At 39.3% G+C, this 16,042-nt stretch carries 12 protein-coding genes and 1 other annotated feature; of the genes, 5 read left to right on the forward strand and 7 right to left on the reverse strand.

All coding sequences use genetic code 11. The annotated features are described in order from the left end of the window. Positions 1-220 precede the first annotated feature (220 nt). Positions 221-1,561: a branched-chain amino acid transport system II carrier protein gene (gene brnQ, locus CYJ36_RS10025; protein WP_101567120.1), complete on the forward strand. Its 1,341-nt coding sequence runs from the start codon at positions 221-223 to the stop codon at positions 1,559-1,561. A 91-nt stretch (positions 1,562-1,652) separates the two neighbouring features. Here brnQ and ezrA read toward each other — a convergent pair whose 3' ends face one another. Next, complete coding sequence (gene ezrA / locus CYJ36_RS10030) at positions 1,653-3,350, reverse strand: septation ring formation regulator EzrA (RefSeq protein ID WP_180850215.1); 1,698 nt, start codon at positions 3,348-3,350, stop codon at positions 1,653-1,655. Positions 3,351-3,577: 227 nt separating this feature from the next. Here ezrA and hisJ point away from each other — a divergent pair, with 227 nt between their 5' ends. Continuing rightward, positions 3,578-4,381: a histidinol-phosphatase HisJ gene (gene hisJ, locus CYJ36_RS10035; RefSeq protein ID WP_101567122.1), complete on the forward strand. Its 804-nt coding sequence runs from the start codon at positions 3,578-3,580 to the stop codon at positions 4,379-4,381. Between the two features lie 49 nt (positions 4,382-4,430). Here hisJ and refZ read toward each other — a convergent pair whose 3' ends face one another. Further along, entirely contained in the window at positions 4,431-5,069 is a 639-nt protein-coding gene (refZ, locus tag CYJ36_RS10040; RefSeq protein ID WP_101567153.1) for a forespore capture DNA-binding protein RefZ, read from the reverse strand. 136 nt (positions 5,070-5,205) lie between these two features. On the opposite strand from refZ, the gene CYJ36_RS10045 reads away from it, so the two are divergent. Beyond that, entirely contained in the window at positions 5,206-5,685 is a 480-nt protein-coding gene (locus CYJ36_RS10045; protein WP_101567123.1) for a GAF domain-containing protein, read from the forward strand. A gap of 60 nt (positions 5,686-5,745) precedes the next feature. Here the strand turns inward: CYJ36_RS10045 and megL are convergent, their stop codons facing one another. Together megL and CYJ36_RS10055 are read right to left on the reverse strand one after the other, a co-directional pair. Further along, complete coding sequence (megL, locus tag CYJ36_RS10050) at positions 5,746-6,954, reverse strand: methionine gamma-lyase (protein WP_101567154.1); 1,209 nt, start codon at positions 6,952-6,954, stop codon at positions 5,746-5,748. An 82-nt stretch (positions 6,955-7,036) separates the two neighbouring features. After that, positions 7,037-8,827, reverse strand: coding sequence for a sensor domain-containing diguanylate cyclase (locus tag CYJ36_RS10055; RefSeq protein WP_101567124.1), 1,791 nt, complete (start codon positions 8,825-8,827; stop codon positions 7,037-7,039). A 345-nt stretch (positions 8,828-9,172) separates the two neighbouring features. Here CYJ36_RS10055 and rpsD point away from each other — a divergent pair, with 345 nt between their 5' ends. Beyond that, positions 9,173-9,775, forward strand: coding sequence for a 30S ribosomal protein S4 (gene rpsD, locus CYJ36_RS10060; RefSeq protein ID WP_101567125.1), 603 nt, complete (start codon positions 9,173-9,175; stop codon positions 9,773-9,775). Between the two features lie 39 nt (positions 9,776-9,814). Here rpsD and CYJ36_RS24365 read toward each other — a convergent pair whose 3' ends face one another. From CYJ36_RS24365 to tyrS, 3 genes are all read right to left on the reverse strand, one after another. After that, positions 9,815-10,480, reverse strand: a complete 666-nt coding sequence (locus tag CYJ36_RS24365; RefSeq protein WP_257962438.1) for an NAD-binding protein — start codon at positions 10,478-10,480, stop codon at positions 9,815-9,817. Then, on the reverse strand, positions 10,458-10,841 hold the full coding sequence (locus CYJ36_RS24370) for a potassium channel family protein (protein WP_257962439.1): 384 nt from the start codon (positions 10,839-10,841) through the stop codon (positions 10,458-10,460). Before CYJ36_RS24370 ends, CYJ36_RS24365 begins: the two co-directional genes overlap by 23 nt. Positions 10,842-11,022: 181 nt before the next feature. Continuing rightward, positions 11,023-12,285, reverse strand: coding sequence for a tyrosine--tRNA ligase (gene tyrS, locus CYJ36_RS10070; RefSeq protein ID WP_101567155.1), 1,263 nt, complete (start codon positions 12,283-12,285; stop codon positions 11,023-11,025). Between the two features lie 152 nt (positions 12,286-12,437). Next, positions 12,438-12,670, reverse strand: a binding site (T-box leader). A gap of 133 nt (positions 12,671-12,803) precedes the next feature. On the opposite strand from tyrS, the gene CYJ36_RS10075 reads away from it, so the two are divergent. Then, the gene (locus tag CYJ36_RS10075) at positions 12,804-15,677 is read left to right on the forward strand and encodes a transglycosylase domain-containing protein (protein WP_101567126.1); all 2,874 of its coding nucleotides are present in this window, start codon (positions 12,804-12,806) and stop codon (positions 15,675-15,677) included. The last annotated feature ends 365 nt before the right edge of the window (positions 15,678-16,042 follow it).

The following is a 16,042-nucleotide window of genomic DNA, read 5'->3' on the forward strand; positions in this document are numbered from 1 at the left end:
CAGTCTAGATTTTATGTATAGTGGTTATTTAGTATGAAACAAACAATCATAATAACATAAAACCAATAAATATGAAATGAATTATCTTACTATTTGACATATTAAATTTTTTGAATATAATAAAAATTGATTCAATCTTATTTTTCGACAAATTTTTCAGGAAATGTGATAGTATGAAAACGGATACATCACTTAACACTTAGTCTTCAGGGGGATTTACATGACAAAGTCATTACCATTAAAAGAAACATTTACTATAGGACTTATGCTCTTTGCCTTATTTTTTGGAGCAGGAAATTTAATCTTTCCTCCTGCTTTAGGCCAGCTAGCCGGTGTAAACATGTGGGAAGCGATTCTCGGATTTCTGATCACAGGTGTTGGACTTCCTCTCCTTGGAGTTGTCGCAATTGGCATTTCAGGCAGTGATGTTCAATCTTTAGCAAGCAGGGTTCATCCTGTTTTCGGTTTAGTATTTACTTTTGTATTATACCTAGCCATCGGTCCGGTTTTTGCAATTCCAAGAACGGGAACGGTCACATATGAAATTGGTATACTGCCATTCCTGCCAGAAGCAGCTGGTCAAAGCAGCTTGCCATTGTTTCTATTTACCATTATCTTTTTCGGAATAACTCTATGGCTTTCGCTAAACCCGACAAAGCTTGTGGATACTGTTGGAAAGCTGCTCACACCAATCTTGCTGATTGTGCTGGCTCTTATTTCGGTCAAGATGTTCATTACACCTTTGGGAGAAATGCAGGCTCCTAAGGGAGAGTACGCAGATGGGTCCTTTTTCAAAGGATTTTTAGAAGGCTATTTGACAATGGATACTCTTGCAGCTTTAGTTTTCAGTATCGTTGTCATCAATGCAGTAAAAGAGAGAGGAGTAACAGAACGCTCAGAAATTGCTAAAATATGCATCAAATGCGGATTAATAGCTGCTGCAGGACTTGCGGCTGTTTATATCTCACTTGCGTATTTAGGAGCTACAAGCGTGTCTCAAATTGGATATCTGGATAATGGCGGATCCGTTTTATCTGAATCAGTCACTATTTTATTTGGCTCCTTAGGCAATGTAGTCTTAAGTACTGCCATTACGTTTGCTTGCTTGACAACCAGCATTGGACTGGTTTCAGCGTGCGGGAATTATTTTTCAAAGGTTTTCCCTGGCATTTCATATAAGATGATCATTACAGTTATTTGTTTATTCAGTTTAGTTGTTGCAAATGTCGGATTAACAAATTTGATTGCCTTTTCAGTTCCAGTTCTTGTTGGTATTTACCCGCTTGCTATTGTTCTGATTGCCCTATCCTTTCTCCATCATTATTTTAAAGGGGCACCTGAAGTTTATATCGGCAGCTTATTACTGACAACAATCATAAGTATTGCAGATGGTTTAAAAGCCGGCGGACTATTACCAGGTTCTATTGATGAATCTCTTATTGCAGTCATCCCTTTATACGAATATGGCATCGGATTTGTTGTCCCGGCAATGATAGGGGGACTCATCGGATTGGCCTTCTCATCAGGCCGTACTCGGCATCGAACGGAATATAGTAAATAAGACAAGAAGGAAAAAAGAGAGGCTTGTTCTTCCCCTTCTCACTATTACCCAAAAAAGATCCCATACCAGACTGGTATGGGATCTTTTTTGATTATGATTTTGTCTCTTCATCCAGAATAGCCTGGAGTCTTGTCAGTGAACCTGGTTCAACCTGTTCAAGGGCAGCTGCAGCTATTTCCAGTGACTCACTGTATTCATACTTCCGGAAGTGATATTCTGCCTCTTTTAATTGTTCGGCAACATTTCGGTTTCTTCTTCTGAATTTATTTCCGTACTGTATCACTTTTTCAGCCAGGTAAACTTGCTCAATCATTTCTTCTGACTGCTTAGAAAAGATAGCGATGTTCTGAACTGCATCTTCTAATAACATGTTAACTGCAAGCATATCAAGGGGGATTTCTTCAATTTTAATGGAAACCTTTGCAATCGATTCTTTCGCTTCATGCAATAGCTGAGCCAGACTTTCAGGCAATCCGGGAACATTGCTTTTTTGAATGTTCCTGCTTGAATCGAGCAGTTGTTTTTTTGCCTCAGCCAATGCTTGACGTGCTCCCCGTTCTTCTTTTCGAAGTGCCTGAAGCATTTCCTTGAATTCCTGATGCTCAATTTTAACGTTGTCTATCTGCTTTTCAAGCTCTTCAAGCTCTTCTTTCATGATTGAATAAGCAAGCTGATCCGTTTGAAGATTTGTTGAAATGAGTGAGAATTGTTTGTGAAGCGAATTCATTTGTTTTTCAAGCTTTCTCTGTCTATCCAGATCTATATCTGAAATATGATAGCTCTGCTTAACCAGCTCAGCTTCTTCCTGTGTTTCTTTTCGCTGCATGAGGAGATCTGCCAGCTGCTGATCAATTTTATTCGTTGCAGATTGCACATAATGATGGGCAAGTACTTCTTTTTCAAGAAGATCATAGAAGGTATCAATCGATTCTTGAATTTCTTCTATGTTTTCTTTTACTTCAGCCGTTTCTGTTTCGGAAAGCAGCTCTACATAAGCTTGAAGCTGTTTAGTCATCTTCTCAAGTTCGGCACCCAGCTGTATATGTTTCAAATGGAACCCATTATCCAACATTTCCTGATAGCCTTCAGCAAGCTCTGCCAGCTGGTTTGGAATAACTGTTTGGCACTCGGACAAAAGCTTTGGAATGTCGTCTATTTTGGCAAGCAAATTAAGAATCTCTTTGCTTTGCAGAATGAGAATCTCTCTTGCAGCCAAATAATTCCCCGCTTCTGTTTCCGTATCAAATTGCTTTAAAGCTTCGTAGATCTCACCAAGCTTTGCATCCAGTTTAGCGTGTGCTTTGCCAAATGTATGGCTATGAGCGAGAAGTGTTTTCTTTGCTTTCTTAACGTTCGATTTGACATCTTCAATTTCAATTGTGTTTTTCTCTTCACTGGTAATAAGTTCATTAATCTCAGAAATAATGATTTCAATTGATTCATCTACATGCTTTAAGGTTTTCTCAATGTGCTCCAAAACCTTCTTGGATTTATTGAAGCGGTATTTATCTGCGTAGTCTTCAGCATCAAAGAGAAGCTCCTCCACTTCTGGAAGCTGGGCAGTAATAATTTCATCCCATTCCTTCCGCCACCGCTCAAATAATTCTTCAGCCTGCCCAGTCATTTTCAAGTCTTTGACTTTTGAGAGCTCATCTACAATCGACCGGTTCATTATTTCAATTTTCAAAGCTTCCAAACGATCTACTTCTTTGTATATGTTTCTTCTGATCATGTAGCCGGCACCAAATAAAACCAGCAAAATGACAATAAGTCCAATAACGACTTCCATAATGAGCCCCCTCGTTGTGTTCCAGCAAATCGTCATAACAAGGTATAAGATTTTTATATGAATGTAAGTAACGATTGTCGAATTTCTTATGTAAAGTAATTTTTTTATGATTGATGTTATTTCATAGTTTTTATGATACCATGTAAACGACAATTTTTGACCCATAATTTAAATTTTTTTACATAATTTATCGCCATATTTCGCAGTTTTCGAGAGGTGTGACACAGTTGAGAAAAAAAGATGGACACGTTCATACGCCTTTTTGTCCTCACGGTACTTTAGACAGTCTGGAAATGTATATTGATCAGGCGCTAAATGAAGGGTTTGATGAGCTGACTTTTACAGAACATGCTCCATTGCCTGAAGGTTTTTCTGACCCTGTTCCCGATGGGGACAGTGCTATAGCTTTGAGCGTATTAGAAGACTATATCTCACATGTAACAAAGCTTAAAAAGAATTATTCGGACAGCATCAAAATTAACCTTGGCTTTGAAGTGGATTATATCGAGGGATTTGAAGAAGAAACAACTTCTTTTTTAAATGATTACGGTTCTTATATCGATGATTCGATATTATCTGTTCATTTTTTAAAATTTAATAAACAGTACTACTGCCTGGATTTTCATGAAGATACTTATCTGGAAATGATTCAAACAGCAGGGACATTAAAGCAGGTACATGAACAATACTATATAACTCTTCTTGCAGCCGTGAAATCCAATCTCGGTCCTTTCAAACCGAAAAGGCTGGGCCATCTTACCTTGATTAACAAATTCCAAAAACAGTTTCCGGTTCAATTTGACTTGAAGAACCTGCAGAATGAATTGCTCAATGCCATTAAAAAAGAAGGTATGGAGCTTGATTTTAACGTCGCAGGATTGAGGAAGAATTTGTGCGGAGCAATTTATCTTGATCAGTGGATGATTGAAGAGGCAAAAAAACAAAACATCCCTCTCGTGTACGGGTCTGACGCCCATAGTGCAAAGGATGTTGGTGCGAATTATTCTCTTTTTAGGAAGACGCTCTTATAAAACAATATTGGTTTATGCAGAACAGCAATCTATGCAAAAACAGCCTTTATTAAACAATCACTTCTTTTTGAACAGAATTGCACAGCAAATGATCGATCCAAATTTCGATTTCGTGAAAATATTGTTTTACAAAATACGTTTCGTGGGTTTGTAAATACAGCACTTCACTCATATATTGCGGCTGAAGATAAGGCATATTCAGCAGACTCTTTAATTGGACCAGAATATGCGCCATTGGCGCTTTACGAAAGACTCCTGTTTTAATGCCTTGCTCGAGAATGGCTTTAAAAAAGTATTTTTCCTTTGTCAGATAGGTTGTCATCACTTCTCTAATTAAGGTTGAATCTAATGTCACTTCTCTAAGGACAAATCTCGCAAGTTGACGATTTTGATGCTGATAGTTTAAAATATCCTGAATTAAGAGCAGCAGGCAGTTTTTCGGAGTTTCATGAGCCAGGCGAATGTAGCCTGTCTCAATGACAGAAAGGTATCCTTCATAATACTGGGAGACTAAATATTCCAGCAAACCGCCCTTTCCTTTAAAATAGTAGGAGATGTGAGCAACATTAACATTCGCTTTTTTGGCAATTTCTCTGACAGAAGTCCCATTAAAGCCCTGTGTGTTAAATAGTCCTATGGCGGCGTCAATAATCTTTTCCTTTGTTTGATTGGAGGCGTTCGGCTGCATTGGCATAATTCTCACCCCTTTCATCATTACTATAAGTAGTTCAAGGTGCGGAAGGTTTATCCTCTATTGTTTTCTCGACAAAGTTTGTCTGAGTGCTCATAAATTGAAGAAAAAAAAGGAAAGGTGGGGAAGCCTCGTGTTTCATGTCGAAAAGTACAGCGGCAAACAAGAAGATAACTATAAAATGCTGATCAAACAATTACGGGCTCTGCTGGAAGGCGAAAACGACCAGATCGCCAATTTATCAAATGCTTCTGCTTTATTAAATCAGTTTTTACAGGAAACCAATTGGGTAGGTTTTTATTTATATAAAGAAGATCAGCTGATTTTAGGACCGTTTCAAGGTCTGCCAGCATGTGTCAGAATCCCTATGGGAAAAGGCGTTTGCGGAACAGCTGCATTAAATCAGCGTACAGAGCGTATTGCTGATGTTCATTCATTCCCTGGCCATATTGCGTGTGATGCGGCTTCTCAATCAGAAATTGTCATTCCGATCATCAAAGAAGGACGTTTGATTGGTGTTCTTGACATTGATAGTCCTATTCAAAATCGATTCAATGAAATGGATCAAGAATATTTAGAGAAATTTGTGCAAGCACTGGTTGACTATATTTAAGAACTGTAGAACTTTTATAGTTTACAAAAAAAACGGAACCGCTGCCTGCGGTTCCGTTTTTTAGAGTCTGTCTAAAGCCTGCTCAAGATCATCCCATATATCGAGATGACTTTCAAGGCCTACTGACAAACGCACCATATTATCTTCAATTCCCATCAGCTTTCTTTCATGTTCAGGAATCACGGAATGAGTCATCGTTGAAGGATGCTGAATCAAAGACTCTGCATCTCCCAAACTGACAGCAATTTTGATGAGCTTCAGTGAGTTTAAAAAGGATTGAGTCTTCGCTTTTCCACAATTTTTAAGAGTGAATGTAATCAGTCCGCCGCCTTTTTTCATTTGTTTTTTTGCAGCTGCAACCTGCTCTTCATTTCCCAAAAATGGATATGTTACATGTTCTACAGATGGATGGGCAATCAGCCTATCTGCAATGATTTCAGCATTTTCACAGTGCCGGTCCATACGAATCGGCAGTGTTTTTAAACCTCTTAGCAGCAGCCATGCATCAAAAGGTGACATAATGGCTCCAATATCTTTTCTTTCTGTCATCGCAAGATTGTGAATATATTCTTTCTTCCCGGCAACAAAACCGCCTATTACATCTCCATGACCACTTATATATTTCGTCGCACTGTGCAGAACAATGTCACATCCCAGAGTGAGCGGCTGCTGAAGATACGGTGAACAAAACGTATTATCAACAATAACTTTTAGTCCATGTCTCTTTGCTGCAGCATTTACTATTTCCAAATCGATTAATTGCATCGTCGGATTAATCGGAGTTTCTATATAGATACAGACCGTATCCTGAGTGATCGCTTTTTCTATTTCATCCTCATCCCTTAACTCTGAAAATGAGTGTGTGACCTGGAATTTATCTTCCATCATTTTCAAAAATCCGAATGTACATCCATAAATCCCTTTGGAGCATAAAATATGAGCACCCGTCTTGGCCATTGACATCAGAACAGCAGATACAGCTCCCATTCCAGAACCGAAAGCAAGAGCAGACTCTGCATTTTCAAGGGCAGCTATTTTCTGTTCAGCTAAATGAACCGTTGGATTTCCTAAGCGTGAATAAATATATCCCTCTTCTTCTGCTGCAAAACGTTTTTCACCGGTTTCTGCCTGGTCAAATATAAACGTTGCGGTTTGATAAAGAGGCGGTGTTAAACTGTTATATGGGTCTTTCATTGCTTTTGGTCCGTGAATGACTTTTGTTTCAAAACTGAATTCCTTCCCCAGTATCCTCTCCCCCTTTCCATTCATCAATATCATATGACAGTTCCAATATTTTTGAAAGCGCTTTCTTAATACTCGACTAAAAAGATGCCTCATAAAAAATGGCATCCTACAGTATAATTTCAATATCCTCTTGATAAATAACGCGATTTTTTCCGCTTTCTTTAGCACTGTATAAAGCTTTATCAGCACGCCTTACTATTTTTTTCATTGTATCTTTGCGATCTGCCCTCCAATGAGCAACACCGCATGATATAGTGACCGTAGGTTCTGTATGTTTCCTCACCATCTCAACGAGGCGGCCAGCAACAGAGATTCCTGTCGGGAGATCTACCTGCGGCAAATAGATGGCCAGTTCTTCCCCGCCCCATCTTGCTCCAACATCATTTCCACGAATATTATTCTTCAGCACGGTAGCAACCTGTATAAGAACATCATCTCCTACTTGATGTCCATATGTATCATTAACCAGCTTAAAGTCATCTATATCAATGAGTATAAATGTCCCCTGCTGGTCTCTTTCCAGTGAGTGCTGAACGGTTTCATCCAAATAGTTTCTGGAGAATAGTTTCGTTAAGTGATCGGTCTTAACTAGAAACTCTAATTCTTCTCTCAGCATCGAATTCATCAGTGCAAGTGTTGAGTGATGAATAAGTGACTGAAGCAGCTTGAACGTTTCAAACGTAAAATAATACGAATCTTTATGGAGAACAATTGCAAATCCTTTCAGCTGATCACTCTGTATCATCGGAACAGCAATCAGTGAAGAATAATCCCCATGATCCATTTGCACTTCCCCTATAAAAAGACCTTCTAAATCCTGCTGTATTCTATTCTTTACGAGCTCAAGATACATCTGCGATCCGTGAGTGTGAAAAAAAGTCGTGCTGCCAGGCAAAATGCGTGCTTGTCCGTTTTGATCGATATAATAAAAACCAACCTCTTCTGCTGAAAATGAGCTCATAATCCGATCTGACATATACGTCATCGTTTCATTCAGACGTAAATTTTTATTCAGCTGATGAGAAGTTTCATTAATAAGCTGCAGATCTGATACGAGTTTTTTTGACTGTTCGTAAAGTTTTGCATTTTCAAGGGCATTTCCGGCTGCTTTCGCAAGGGATGTAATAAAATGAAGGTCATCCTTGTTTAATTCCTGTTTATTTTGCTGAGTGATTTCAACAACGCCATAAACGCCTTGATTGCCTTTAAGCGGAGCATACAGCACAAGCTGATTAGCCTGTTTACAGTGCTCCCATTGAACATTGCCAGTCAAATAAGCTTCCAGTGCTTTTTCATTGCCGTTATTCTCTTCATAATCCAAGCCTTTGATCGGCAAGTTTTGTTTATTTTCATTATCATGTGACAAAAACAAATAAAACAGATATTCAGGAAACATAGTTTGCAGAGATGTAATAAGCTGATTCAGAACATCGTCTTTGTTCATTGTTGTATGAAACTTTTCTGTTGATTGATAAAGCAATTTATACTTCGCTTCATTTTGAGTCTTGGCTGTCAGCGTGTTAAAATGGAATAAGAATTTCTCGCATTCTTCCTTCAGCTTTTCGTAAAACTCATTGCCATAGAGAGTCTGCTTTGCTTTTATCATTAATAGAGATTTGTCCGTGAGCATCAGCTCAATCTCATGATCATTCATCAAAACTCTTTCTTTATCATCCGCTAAGCGTATGGAGTGATAGGAGCCCGCAGTTGTGGCTTGAAGGACAAAGGATTTGTTCTCGCTTTTAAACAGTGAAACATACTCGGTTTGCATGGCCTTATGCAGAGAACTCACAAGGTATTCTTCATAGGATTTGCTTTCCCGCATATACTCACTGCTAAGGTAATCGAAAAAAAGCCCCTTTATAGACATAAGTGTAAACTCTGTAAGATGCGTCACCAAAAATCCCCCACATTTTCGTATCCTGCTGATTTCTATTAGTATAACATAAAATATTTTCCAATTTATCTATTTAATGTGTTTTTTATATTATTTTCATATATTCTTCATGAAAGTTTTCTTGACTTTGTTTTATTAAAATCATATAATGATCGTTGTGTAAAATAAATATTCGCAGCCTATTGATACCATTGGTGTGATTTCATTTTGTTCCTCATTTGTGAGGTGTATCGTGTAACTCTCTGCTGCTGGAGCGAGGATATATGAAAACAAAATGTGCATGTCATTCAGGATCAGTCTGTTTTTATTTTATGCCAAATAAAAACATGTAGGGAGGAGACATATATGTCTCGTTATACAGGTCCAAGTTGGAAACTTTCCCGCCGTTTGGGAATTTCATTAAGCGGAACAGGTAAAGAATTAGAAAAGCGTCCATTCGCGCCAGGTCAACACGGCCCGACTCAACGCAAAAAATTATCTGAGTACGGTTTACAATTGCAAGAAAAACAAAAGCTTCGTCACATGTTCGGTGTGAACGAGCGTCAATTCCGCAACACGTTTGACAAAGCTGCTAAAATGACTGGTAAACACGGTGAAAACTTCATGATTCTTCTTGAATCTCGTTTAGACAACGTTGTATACCGTCTTGGCTTAGCTCGCACTCGCCGTCAAGCACGTCAAGTTGTTAACCACGGTCACATCATGGTTGATGGTAGTCGCGTAGATATCCCATCATTCCAAGTAAAACCTGGTCAAACAATCACTTTGCGTGAAAAATCACGTAACCTTGACATCGTTAAAGAATCAATCGAAGTAAGCAACTTCGTACCTGAATTCTTAACATTCGATGCTGACAAATTAGAAGGTACTTTCACTCGCTTGCCTGAGCGTTCTGAATTGCCTGCTGAAATTAACGAAGCTCTTATCGTTGAGTTCTACTCTCGTTAATAAAATGAACCCGCGCCTGGTTTTCCAGGGCGGGTTTTTTTAATGACGTATTTTCAGATATGTCGGCTCATCGCATATTACAAACATTTTTGCATCCTCAGGAATTCTTTCATTATGTCTTCGTGCTATATCTAAATGGCTCCCATCTGATATTAGAATTGCACCCGCATCAAAAAGTTCCATAGAAGCATCTTTGTATGTCAGCCAATGAGGCTTTTTAATAATTTCATATAAATTTTCGCCGTCAGCCTTGCTTAAAAGCTGCTTAAATAGGCTGCTTGATCCAGGGTGAATCGCAGCCTGTGCCATTAACCTTGAAACAGACTCGTTCGAAAGGACAAATTCATCAACTTTTGCATGTTCAAATAACGAAATATGCTTTTCCTTCTTGATTTCCGCTATTGTATATATGCTTTTCTCATACGATTTGGAAATATGCTCAACTCTTGAGGCAATAAGAAGTGTTTTTCCATCTGCATATTCCGAGAGGTTCAGACTTTCATCAGTAAAGATCGAAACCGATTTAGACTCAAGGATATTCGCTTTCATCAGTACCTCTTCTTCTGACGGATCCCCGCTGATAAAGTGAACTCTATCATCGTCAATCGGACAGCTGTCTGCATTATCAATAATAACAATGCCGCATGTCTTTTCCGCGGCAGTAAATTCTACAACTGCATTTTCATTTTTCTTTTGACGAACCAATTAGAATATAATGTCCCCGACCTGAATAATTCAATTTCCCTTCCTCCTTGAGTTTGCGGAACAATGTAAAACTTTCAAAAATTTTACCGATAATAACCCCCATTCCTCCGATTCCAACTGTATACAGCAGAAGCATCGTAAAAATCCTTCCCGTATCCGTTTTCGGATAAAAATCACCGTATCCGACTGTCACAACAGTTGTCATCGTCCACCATACAGCATCCAGAAACTCTGGAAATGTGTCTGGTTCAAGATAATACATAAAGAGGCTGCTCAAAAAAATGATGCATGTTGTTAACGCGACAATTTGCCATAGCTTAATTTTTACTAACCTTGAAAAAACTCGTTGTAAAATCAACATTAAACTTCCTCCATATATCTGCCAATGCAAGCAATCTTCGTTTCTTTCTGTATATGCAAGTTACAGCTTTCTTCCACATCCTTAAAGTGACAAACAATTTTCATAAGAAAAACATTCAAAAATCTATGTAAATATCATTGCAAAAATGAAAGGAAGCCTCTATGAGACTTCCCAATTCGTTTTAGTACTGAATCAAGCTGTACTTTTTCTTTCCGCGGCGGATGACGGTAAATTTATCATCAATGCGGTCTTCAGCTGAGATTACCTTATCTGTATCCTGTACACGTTCGCCATTCACATAAACAGCACCATTTGAAACATCTTCTCTCGCCTGGCGTTTTGAAGGAGAAATTTTAGCATTTACAAGCAAATCAATCAGGCTGATTTCAGGTTCTTCCACTTTAAAAGTAGGGACATCCTTAAATCCCTGTTCAATTTCTGATCCTGTTAATTCTTTAATATTCCCGCTGAATAATGCCTGTGAAATTTTTATGGCCTGCTGCAGGGACTCTTCACCATGGACAAGCTTCGTCATATCCTCTGCCAAAGCCTTTTGAGCCGCACGTTTTTCTGGAGCATTTAAAAGCTCTTGCTCAAGGGATTCAATCTCATCATGAGACAAGAACGTGAAAAACTTAATGTATTTCATGACATCGCGGTCATCTGTATTGATCCAGAACTGGTAAAACTCATAAGGAGTTGTTTTGTCTTTATCTAACCAGATTGCGCCGCCTTCTGTTTTCCCGAATTTTGTGCCGTCTGATTTTGTAACCAATGGAACCGTCAATCCGAATGCTTTTGAATTCTCTTCAGATTTGCGGATGAGTTCAAGACCTGCTGTAATGTTGCCCCACTGATCGCTTCCCCCGATTTGAAGTCTGCAGTCTTGTGCTCTGTATAAATTTAAAAAGTCATATGACTGCAGAATCATGTAGCTGAACTCTGTGTAGGAGATTCCGGATTCAATTCTTGACGACACCGTATCTTTTGCAAGCATGTAGTTGATGCCGAAGTTTTTCCCAACATCCCTTAAGAAAGTAATTAAATCCATTGAGCCGATCCAGTCAAAGTTGTTGGCTAATGTTGCCGGATTTTCACTAGAAGGATCAAAATCAAGGAAACGGGAAAGCTGGTTTTTAATTTTGTTTGACCACTCCTGGACAATATCGGAAGTGTTTAATGTTCGCTCTGCTTTTTTGCCGCTTGGGTCTCCAATTAGACCTGTAGCTCCGCCGACCAGAGCAATCGGACGATGTCCAGCAAGCTGAAAACGGCGCAGCGTTAAAATCGGAAGCAAATGTCCAATATGCAAGCTGTCTGCAGTAGGATCAAAACCAGAATATAACTTTACTGATTCTTCTTCCAATATCTTTTTCAGACCTTCTTCGTCTGTCATTTGATTAATTAATCCTCTAAACTGCAAATCATTCAGTAATTCACTCACTCTGATCAGCTCCTTCGTAATATTAAGGTTTCGGGTACCTTTTCTTATAAATTGTCTTAAGTTTAATAATGGATGCAGATTTTCTGTGTTAAAAACAATAAAAATCAAGAAAAGAACCTTCTTAAAAAATACAAAAACGCCCCTTCAATAAATGAAGGGGCGTGATTACGCGGTACCACCCTACTTAGGATGAAGACAAACTTTATCCTATCTCGGCATTCATAACGGCATTCTAACCGTCTTTCGCTATTCGGCACGCAGTCTGCCTTTCACAAAAGAAGCTCCTGGAGGTAATTCATGATTCCATCTATGTGCTGATTTTCATCGGCCATCAGCTTTCTAAAACAGGGAGATGTTCACTACTCGTTCCATTCAAAGCAATATCGTTTTCTACTAAACCTGTTTTATCATATAGCGCTAACTTTGTCAAACGATTCGTCCCCATTTGACAAGATCATACAAAAGTACTGTTTTTATGTGATATAATTGAAAGGATTGTATAGGGGGATGATACACTTATGGATAAATTCAAAATTTGGTACAGCAAATTTATGCCTTATAGACACAAAACTTTAAAAGGCTTTCATATTACATACGGCGTCATTTGGAATCTTATGCTGATCTTTTTTGTAATCGGTTTAATTGCTGCCTCCTTCGGCGGCGGACTTGGAGCAGGATACTTTGCCTCACTTGTAAAAGATGAACCAATCCGCACTTATAGCTCTATGCAAAAAGACATTTATAATTACGAAGAAACCTCGCAGATTTATTTCTCTGATTCTGTCTATTTAGGAAAACTTCGTGCAGATATAGAAAGACAGGAAGTTAAGAGCGCTGACATTTCAAACCATTTAAAAAATGCGGTGATTGCGACTGAAGACGAATTCTTCTATGAGCATGATGGGGTAGTTCCAAAAGCGATTATGCGTGCCCTTTTTCAAGAATTCACAAACTCTTCCAGCCGTTCTGGCGGAAGCACCCTTACTCAGCAGCTGATAAAGAATCAAATCCTGACGGATGAAGTGTCCTTTGACCGAAAAGCAAAGGAAATTTTGCTTGCTCTCAGACTTGAACGCTTTTTTGAAAAAGAAGAAATTTTAGAAGCTTATCTGAATGTAGCTGACTTAGGCAGAAATGCTTCAGGTAGAAATATAGCTGGAGTACAGGCTGCAGCACAAGGTATTTTCGGGGTTGACGCCAAGGACCTTACTCTTCCGCAATCCGCATTTATTGCTGGACTGCCGCAGAGTCCATTTGGGTATACCCCATTTACCAATACAGGTGAAGTTAAAGAAAACCTTAACCCCGGGACAGCTAGAATGAAAACGGTTTTGAATCGCATGCTTGCAAAAGGATTCATTACTCAAAAAGAATATGAGGAAGCAAGTCTTTTTGATTTAAAAGCAAGCTTAACAAAGAGCAACCCTTCTTCTATTGAACAATATCCATGGCTGACATATGAAATAGAAGAACGTGCTTCAGAAATTATTCTTAAACAGCTTGCTGAAAAAGATGGACATAAAATGGAGGAATTGAAGCAGAACAAAGAGCTTTATGCCGAATACAAAGCACTGGCAGACCGAAACTTAAGACAGAATGGCTATAAAATCCATACAACGATCCAAAAAGATATTTATGACAAAATGAAAACAGTGGCCGAAAGCTATGAATATTACGGCAGCGATAAGCCGGAAATGAAAGTTGACAAAGATACCGGAAAAGAAATACAGGTTCAAGAGCCTGTAGAGGTTGGAGCTGTTTTGATCGAAAATAAAACAGGTAAAATCATCAGCTTTGTAGGAGGCAGAAATCATAAAAACTCGCAGGTAAATCACGCTACAGATGCACCAAGATCCAATGGATCTACGATGAAGCCGCTGCTTGCATATGCTCCTGCTATGGAAATGGGGGCGATTCAGCCTGGATCCGTTTTAGCGGATGTACCCCTACCAGGTAAATATTCACCTGGTAACTTTGATGGCCGCTTTCACGGATTTACAAGTGCAAGGTTCGCCTTGGAAAAATCGTATAATGTTCCTGCTGTCAAAACCTATATGAAAATAATGGATCGGGATCCACTCTCTTATCTTAAAAAGATGGGAATGACCACCATACATAAAAATGACGGAGGTCCAGCAACTGCGCTTGGCGGATTGACAGAGGGTGTCTCTGTCGAAGAAAATGTCAACGCCTATGCCACTTTTGCAAATGGCGGTAAATTCATTGATGCCTATCTAATAGAGAAAATTGAAACAAAAAATGGCGAAGTCATTTATCAGCATAAATCAGAAGCGGTAGATGTATTTACTCCACAAACTGCCTATTTAACCCTGGATATGATGCGTGATGTAGTCAGACAAGGAACTGGCGCGTCCGTTAAAGATTACCTCTCCTTTAGCGCTGACTGGGCCGGAAAAACGGGAACAAGTCAGGAGTACAAGGATATTTGGTTTGTCGGAACGAATCCCAATGTGTCATTCGGAACGTGGATAGGATATGATACGCCAAAATCTGTTGAAAAAGATTATAAAGGAATGTCATACAGCCGCAGAAATATTTTACTATGGTCAAAGCTCCTGAATGCAGCCCATGAAGTAAACCCGTCTCTGCTGGCACCTAAAGAAACATTTAAAATGCCAGGCGGAATTGTTCAAAAGTCATATTGTGCCCTGTCAGGAGATTTGCCGTCAACAATGTGTTCACAGGCTGGACTTGTCGCAACAGATCTCTTTAACGCTAAATTTGTACCCAAAAAAGTGGATGACAGCTTAACAACTGGAAAATATGTATATGTCAGAGACAGAGCATATAAAGTCCCTCCTTCAGCGCCTGCTGAGTTTGTCCAGCAAGGACTAATGCTAAAAAAAGAAATTCTTTCAAAACACAATCTAAGCAGTCTCAGCGATTTAAAAGAACTGCTCCCCAATAAGACCAATTGGGGGAATATTGTTGTAACAGACGGGAAAGAATTGAGAGACAACGGCTCGAATCCTGCACAAGTTTCAGGTACGCGGATTAGCGGAGGCAGCTTGATTTGGAACCGAAATGCAGATTCAGATGTACTTGGATACCGGATATATGCAGCAGGAAACTTCTCAAAGGATTTCCGAAAAGTGGCCAGCATTCCTGCTTCAAAAAGCCTGTCAGCTTCAATCGGCAATACACCTGGTGCATACTATGTAGTAGCCGTTGACGTAGCGGGCAAAGAATCTCCAGCATCAGCCATTGTAAAAAATGGTGATTATCAAGAGCAAAAACCAGCTGAGCCTAAACCTGCGGAACCTAAACCTCAAGATTCTAAGCCAGCTGAGCCTAAGCCTCCTCAGCCGCCAGGCAAGCCTGAGGGAAATGGGAAACCGCCAATTCCACCGAAAGATAAGCCGAATGGCTGATGATTTGGAAAAGCGATTCCTGAGGGAATCGCTTTTTATGTTTTTTGAAAACCACTAATACCTTGCAAATGTTCCCTATGCTGATCTCATTTCCCTGACAAATTTATGCTTAGAAAAACATAGTTTATGCCCGCTCACTTCCCTTTTCTGCTCGCTTATCTATCATTTGTGCCCGCCCGGAAACAATTTATGCTCGCTTATCCCATATTTCTGCTCGTTCATCCAATTCATTTCCAATTTCAGTGTATTTGCAACAGCCTATCTAGTTTCAGCCTCCCTGCCATCTCCATTAATAAAAACCACCCGTGAGAACGGGTGGTTTTCTCTGCGGCTGAAAGCCTTTGTTACTGACCACACCCTAAAGG

This window comes from Bacillus sp. UMB0893, assembly GCF_002858905.1.
Classification (GTDB): Bacteria; Bacillota; Bacilli; order Bacillales; family Bacillaceae; genus Bacillus_P.

Bases quoted from the DNA above. Each gene is read 5' to 3' on its own strand.
- brnQ (WP_101567120.1), top strand. From the start codon at position 221: ATGACAAAGTCATTACCATTAAAAGAAACATTTACTATAGGACTTATG.
- ezrA (WP_180850215.1), bottom strand. From the start codon at position 3,350: ATGGAAGTCGTTATTGGACTTATTGTCATTTTGCTGGTTTTATTTGGT.
- refZ (WP_101567153.1), bottom strand. From the start codon at position 5,069: ATGCAGCCGAACGCCTCCAATCAAACAAAGGAAAAGATTATTGACGCC.
- megL (WP_101567154.1), bottom strand. From the start codon at position 6,954: ATGAATGGAAAGGGGGAGAGGATACTGGGGAAGGAATTCAGTTTTGAA.
- rpsD (WP_101567125.1), top strand. From the start codon at position 9,173: ATGTCTCGTTATACAGGTCCAAGTTGGAAACTTTCCCGCCGTTTGGGA.
- CYJ36_RS24370 (WP_257962439.1), bottom strand. From the start codon at position 10,841: ATGTTGATTTTACAACGAGTTTTTTCAAGGTTAGTAAAAATTAAGCTA.
- CYJ36_RS10075 (WP_101567126.1), top strand. From the start codon at position 12,804: ATGGATAAATTCAAAATTTGGTACAGCAAATTTATGCCTTATAGACAC.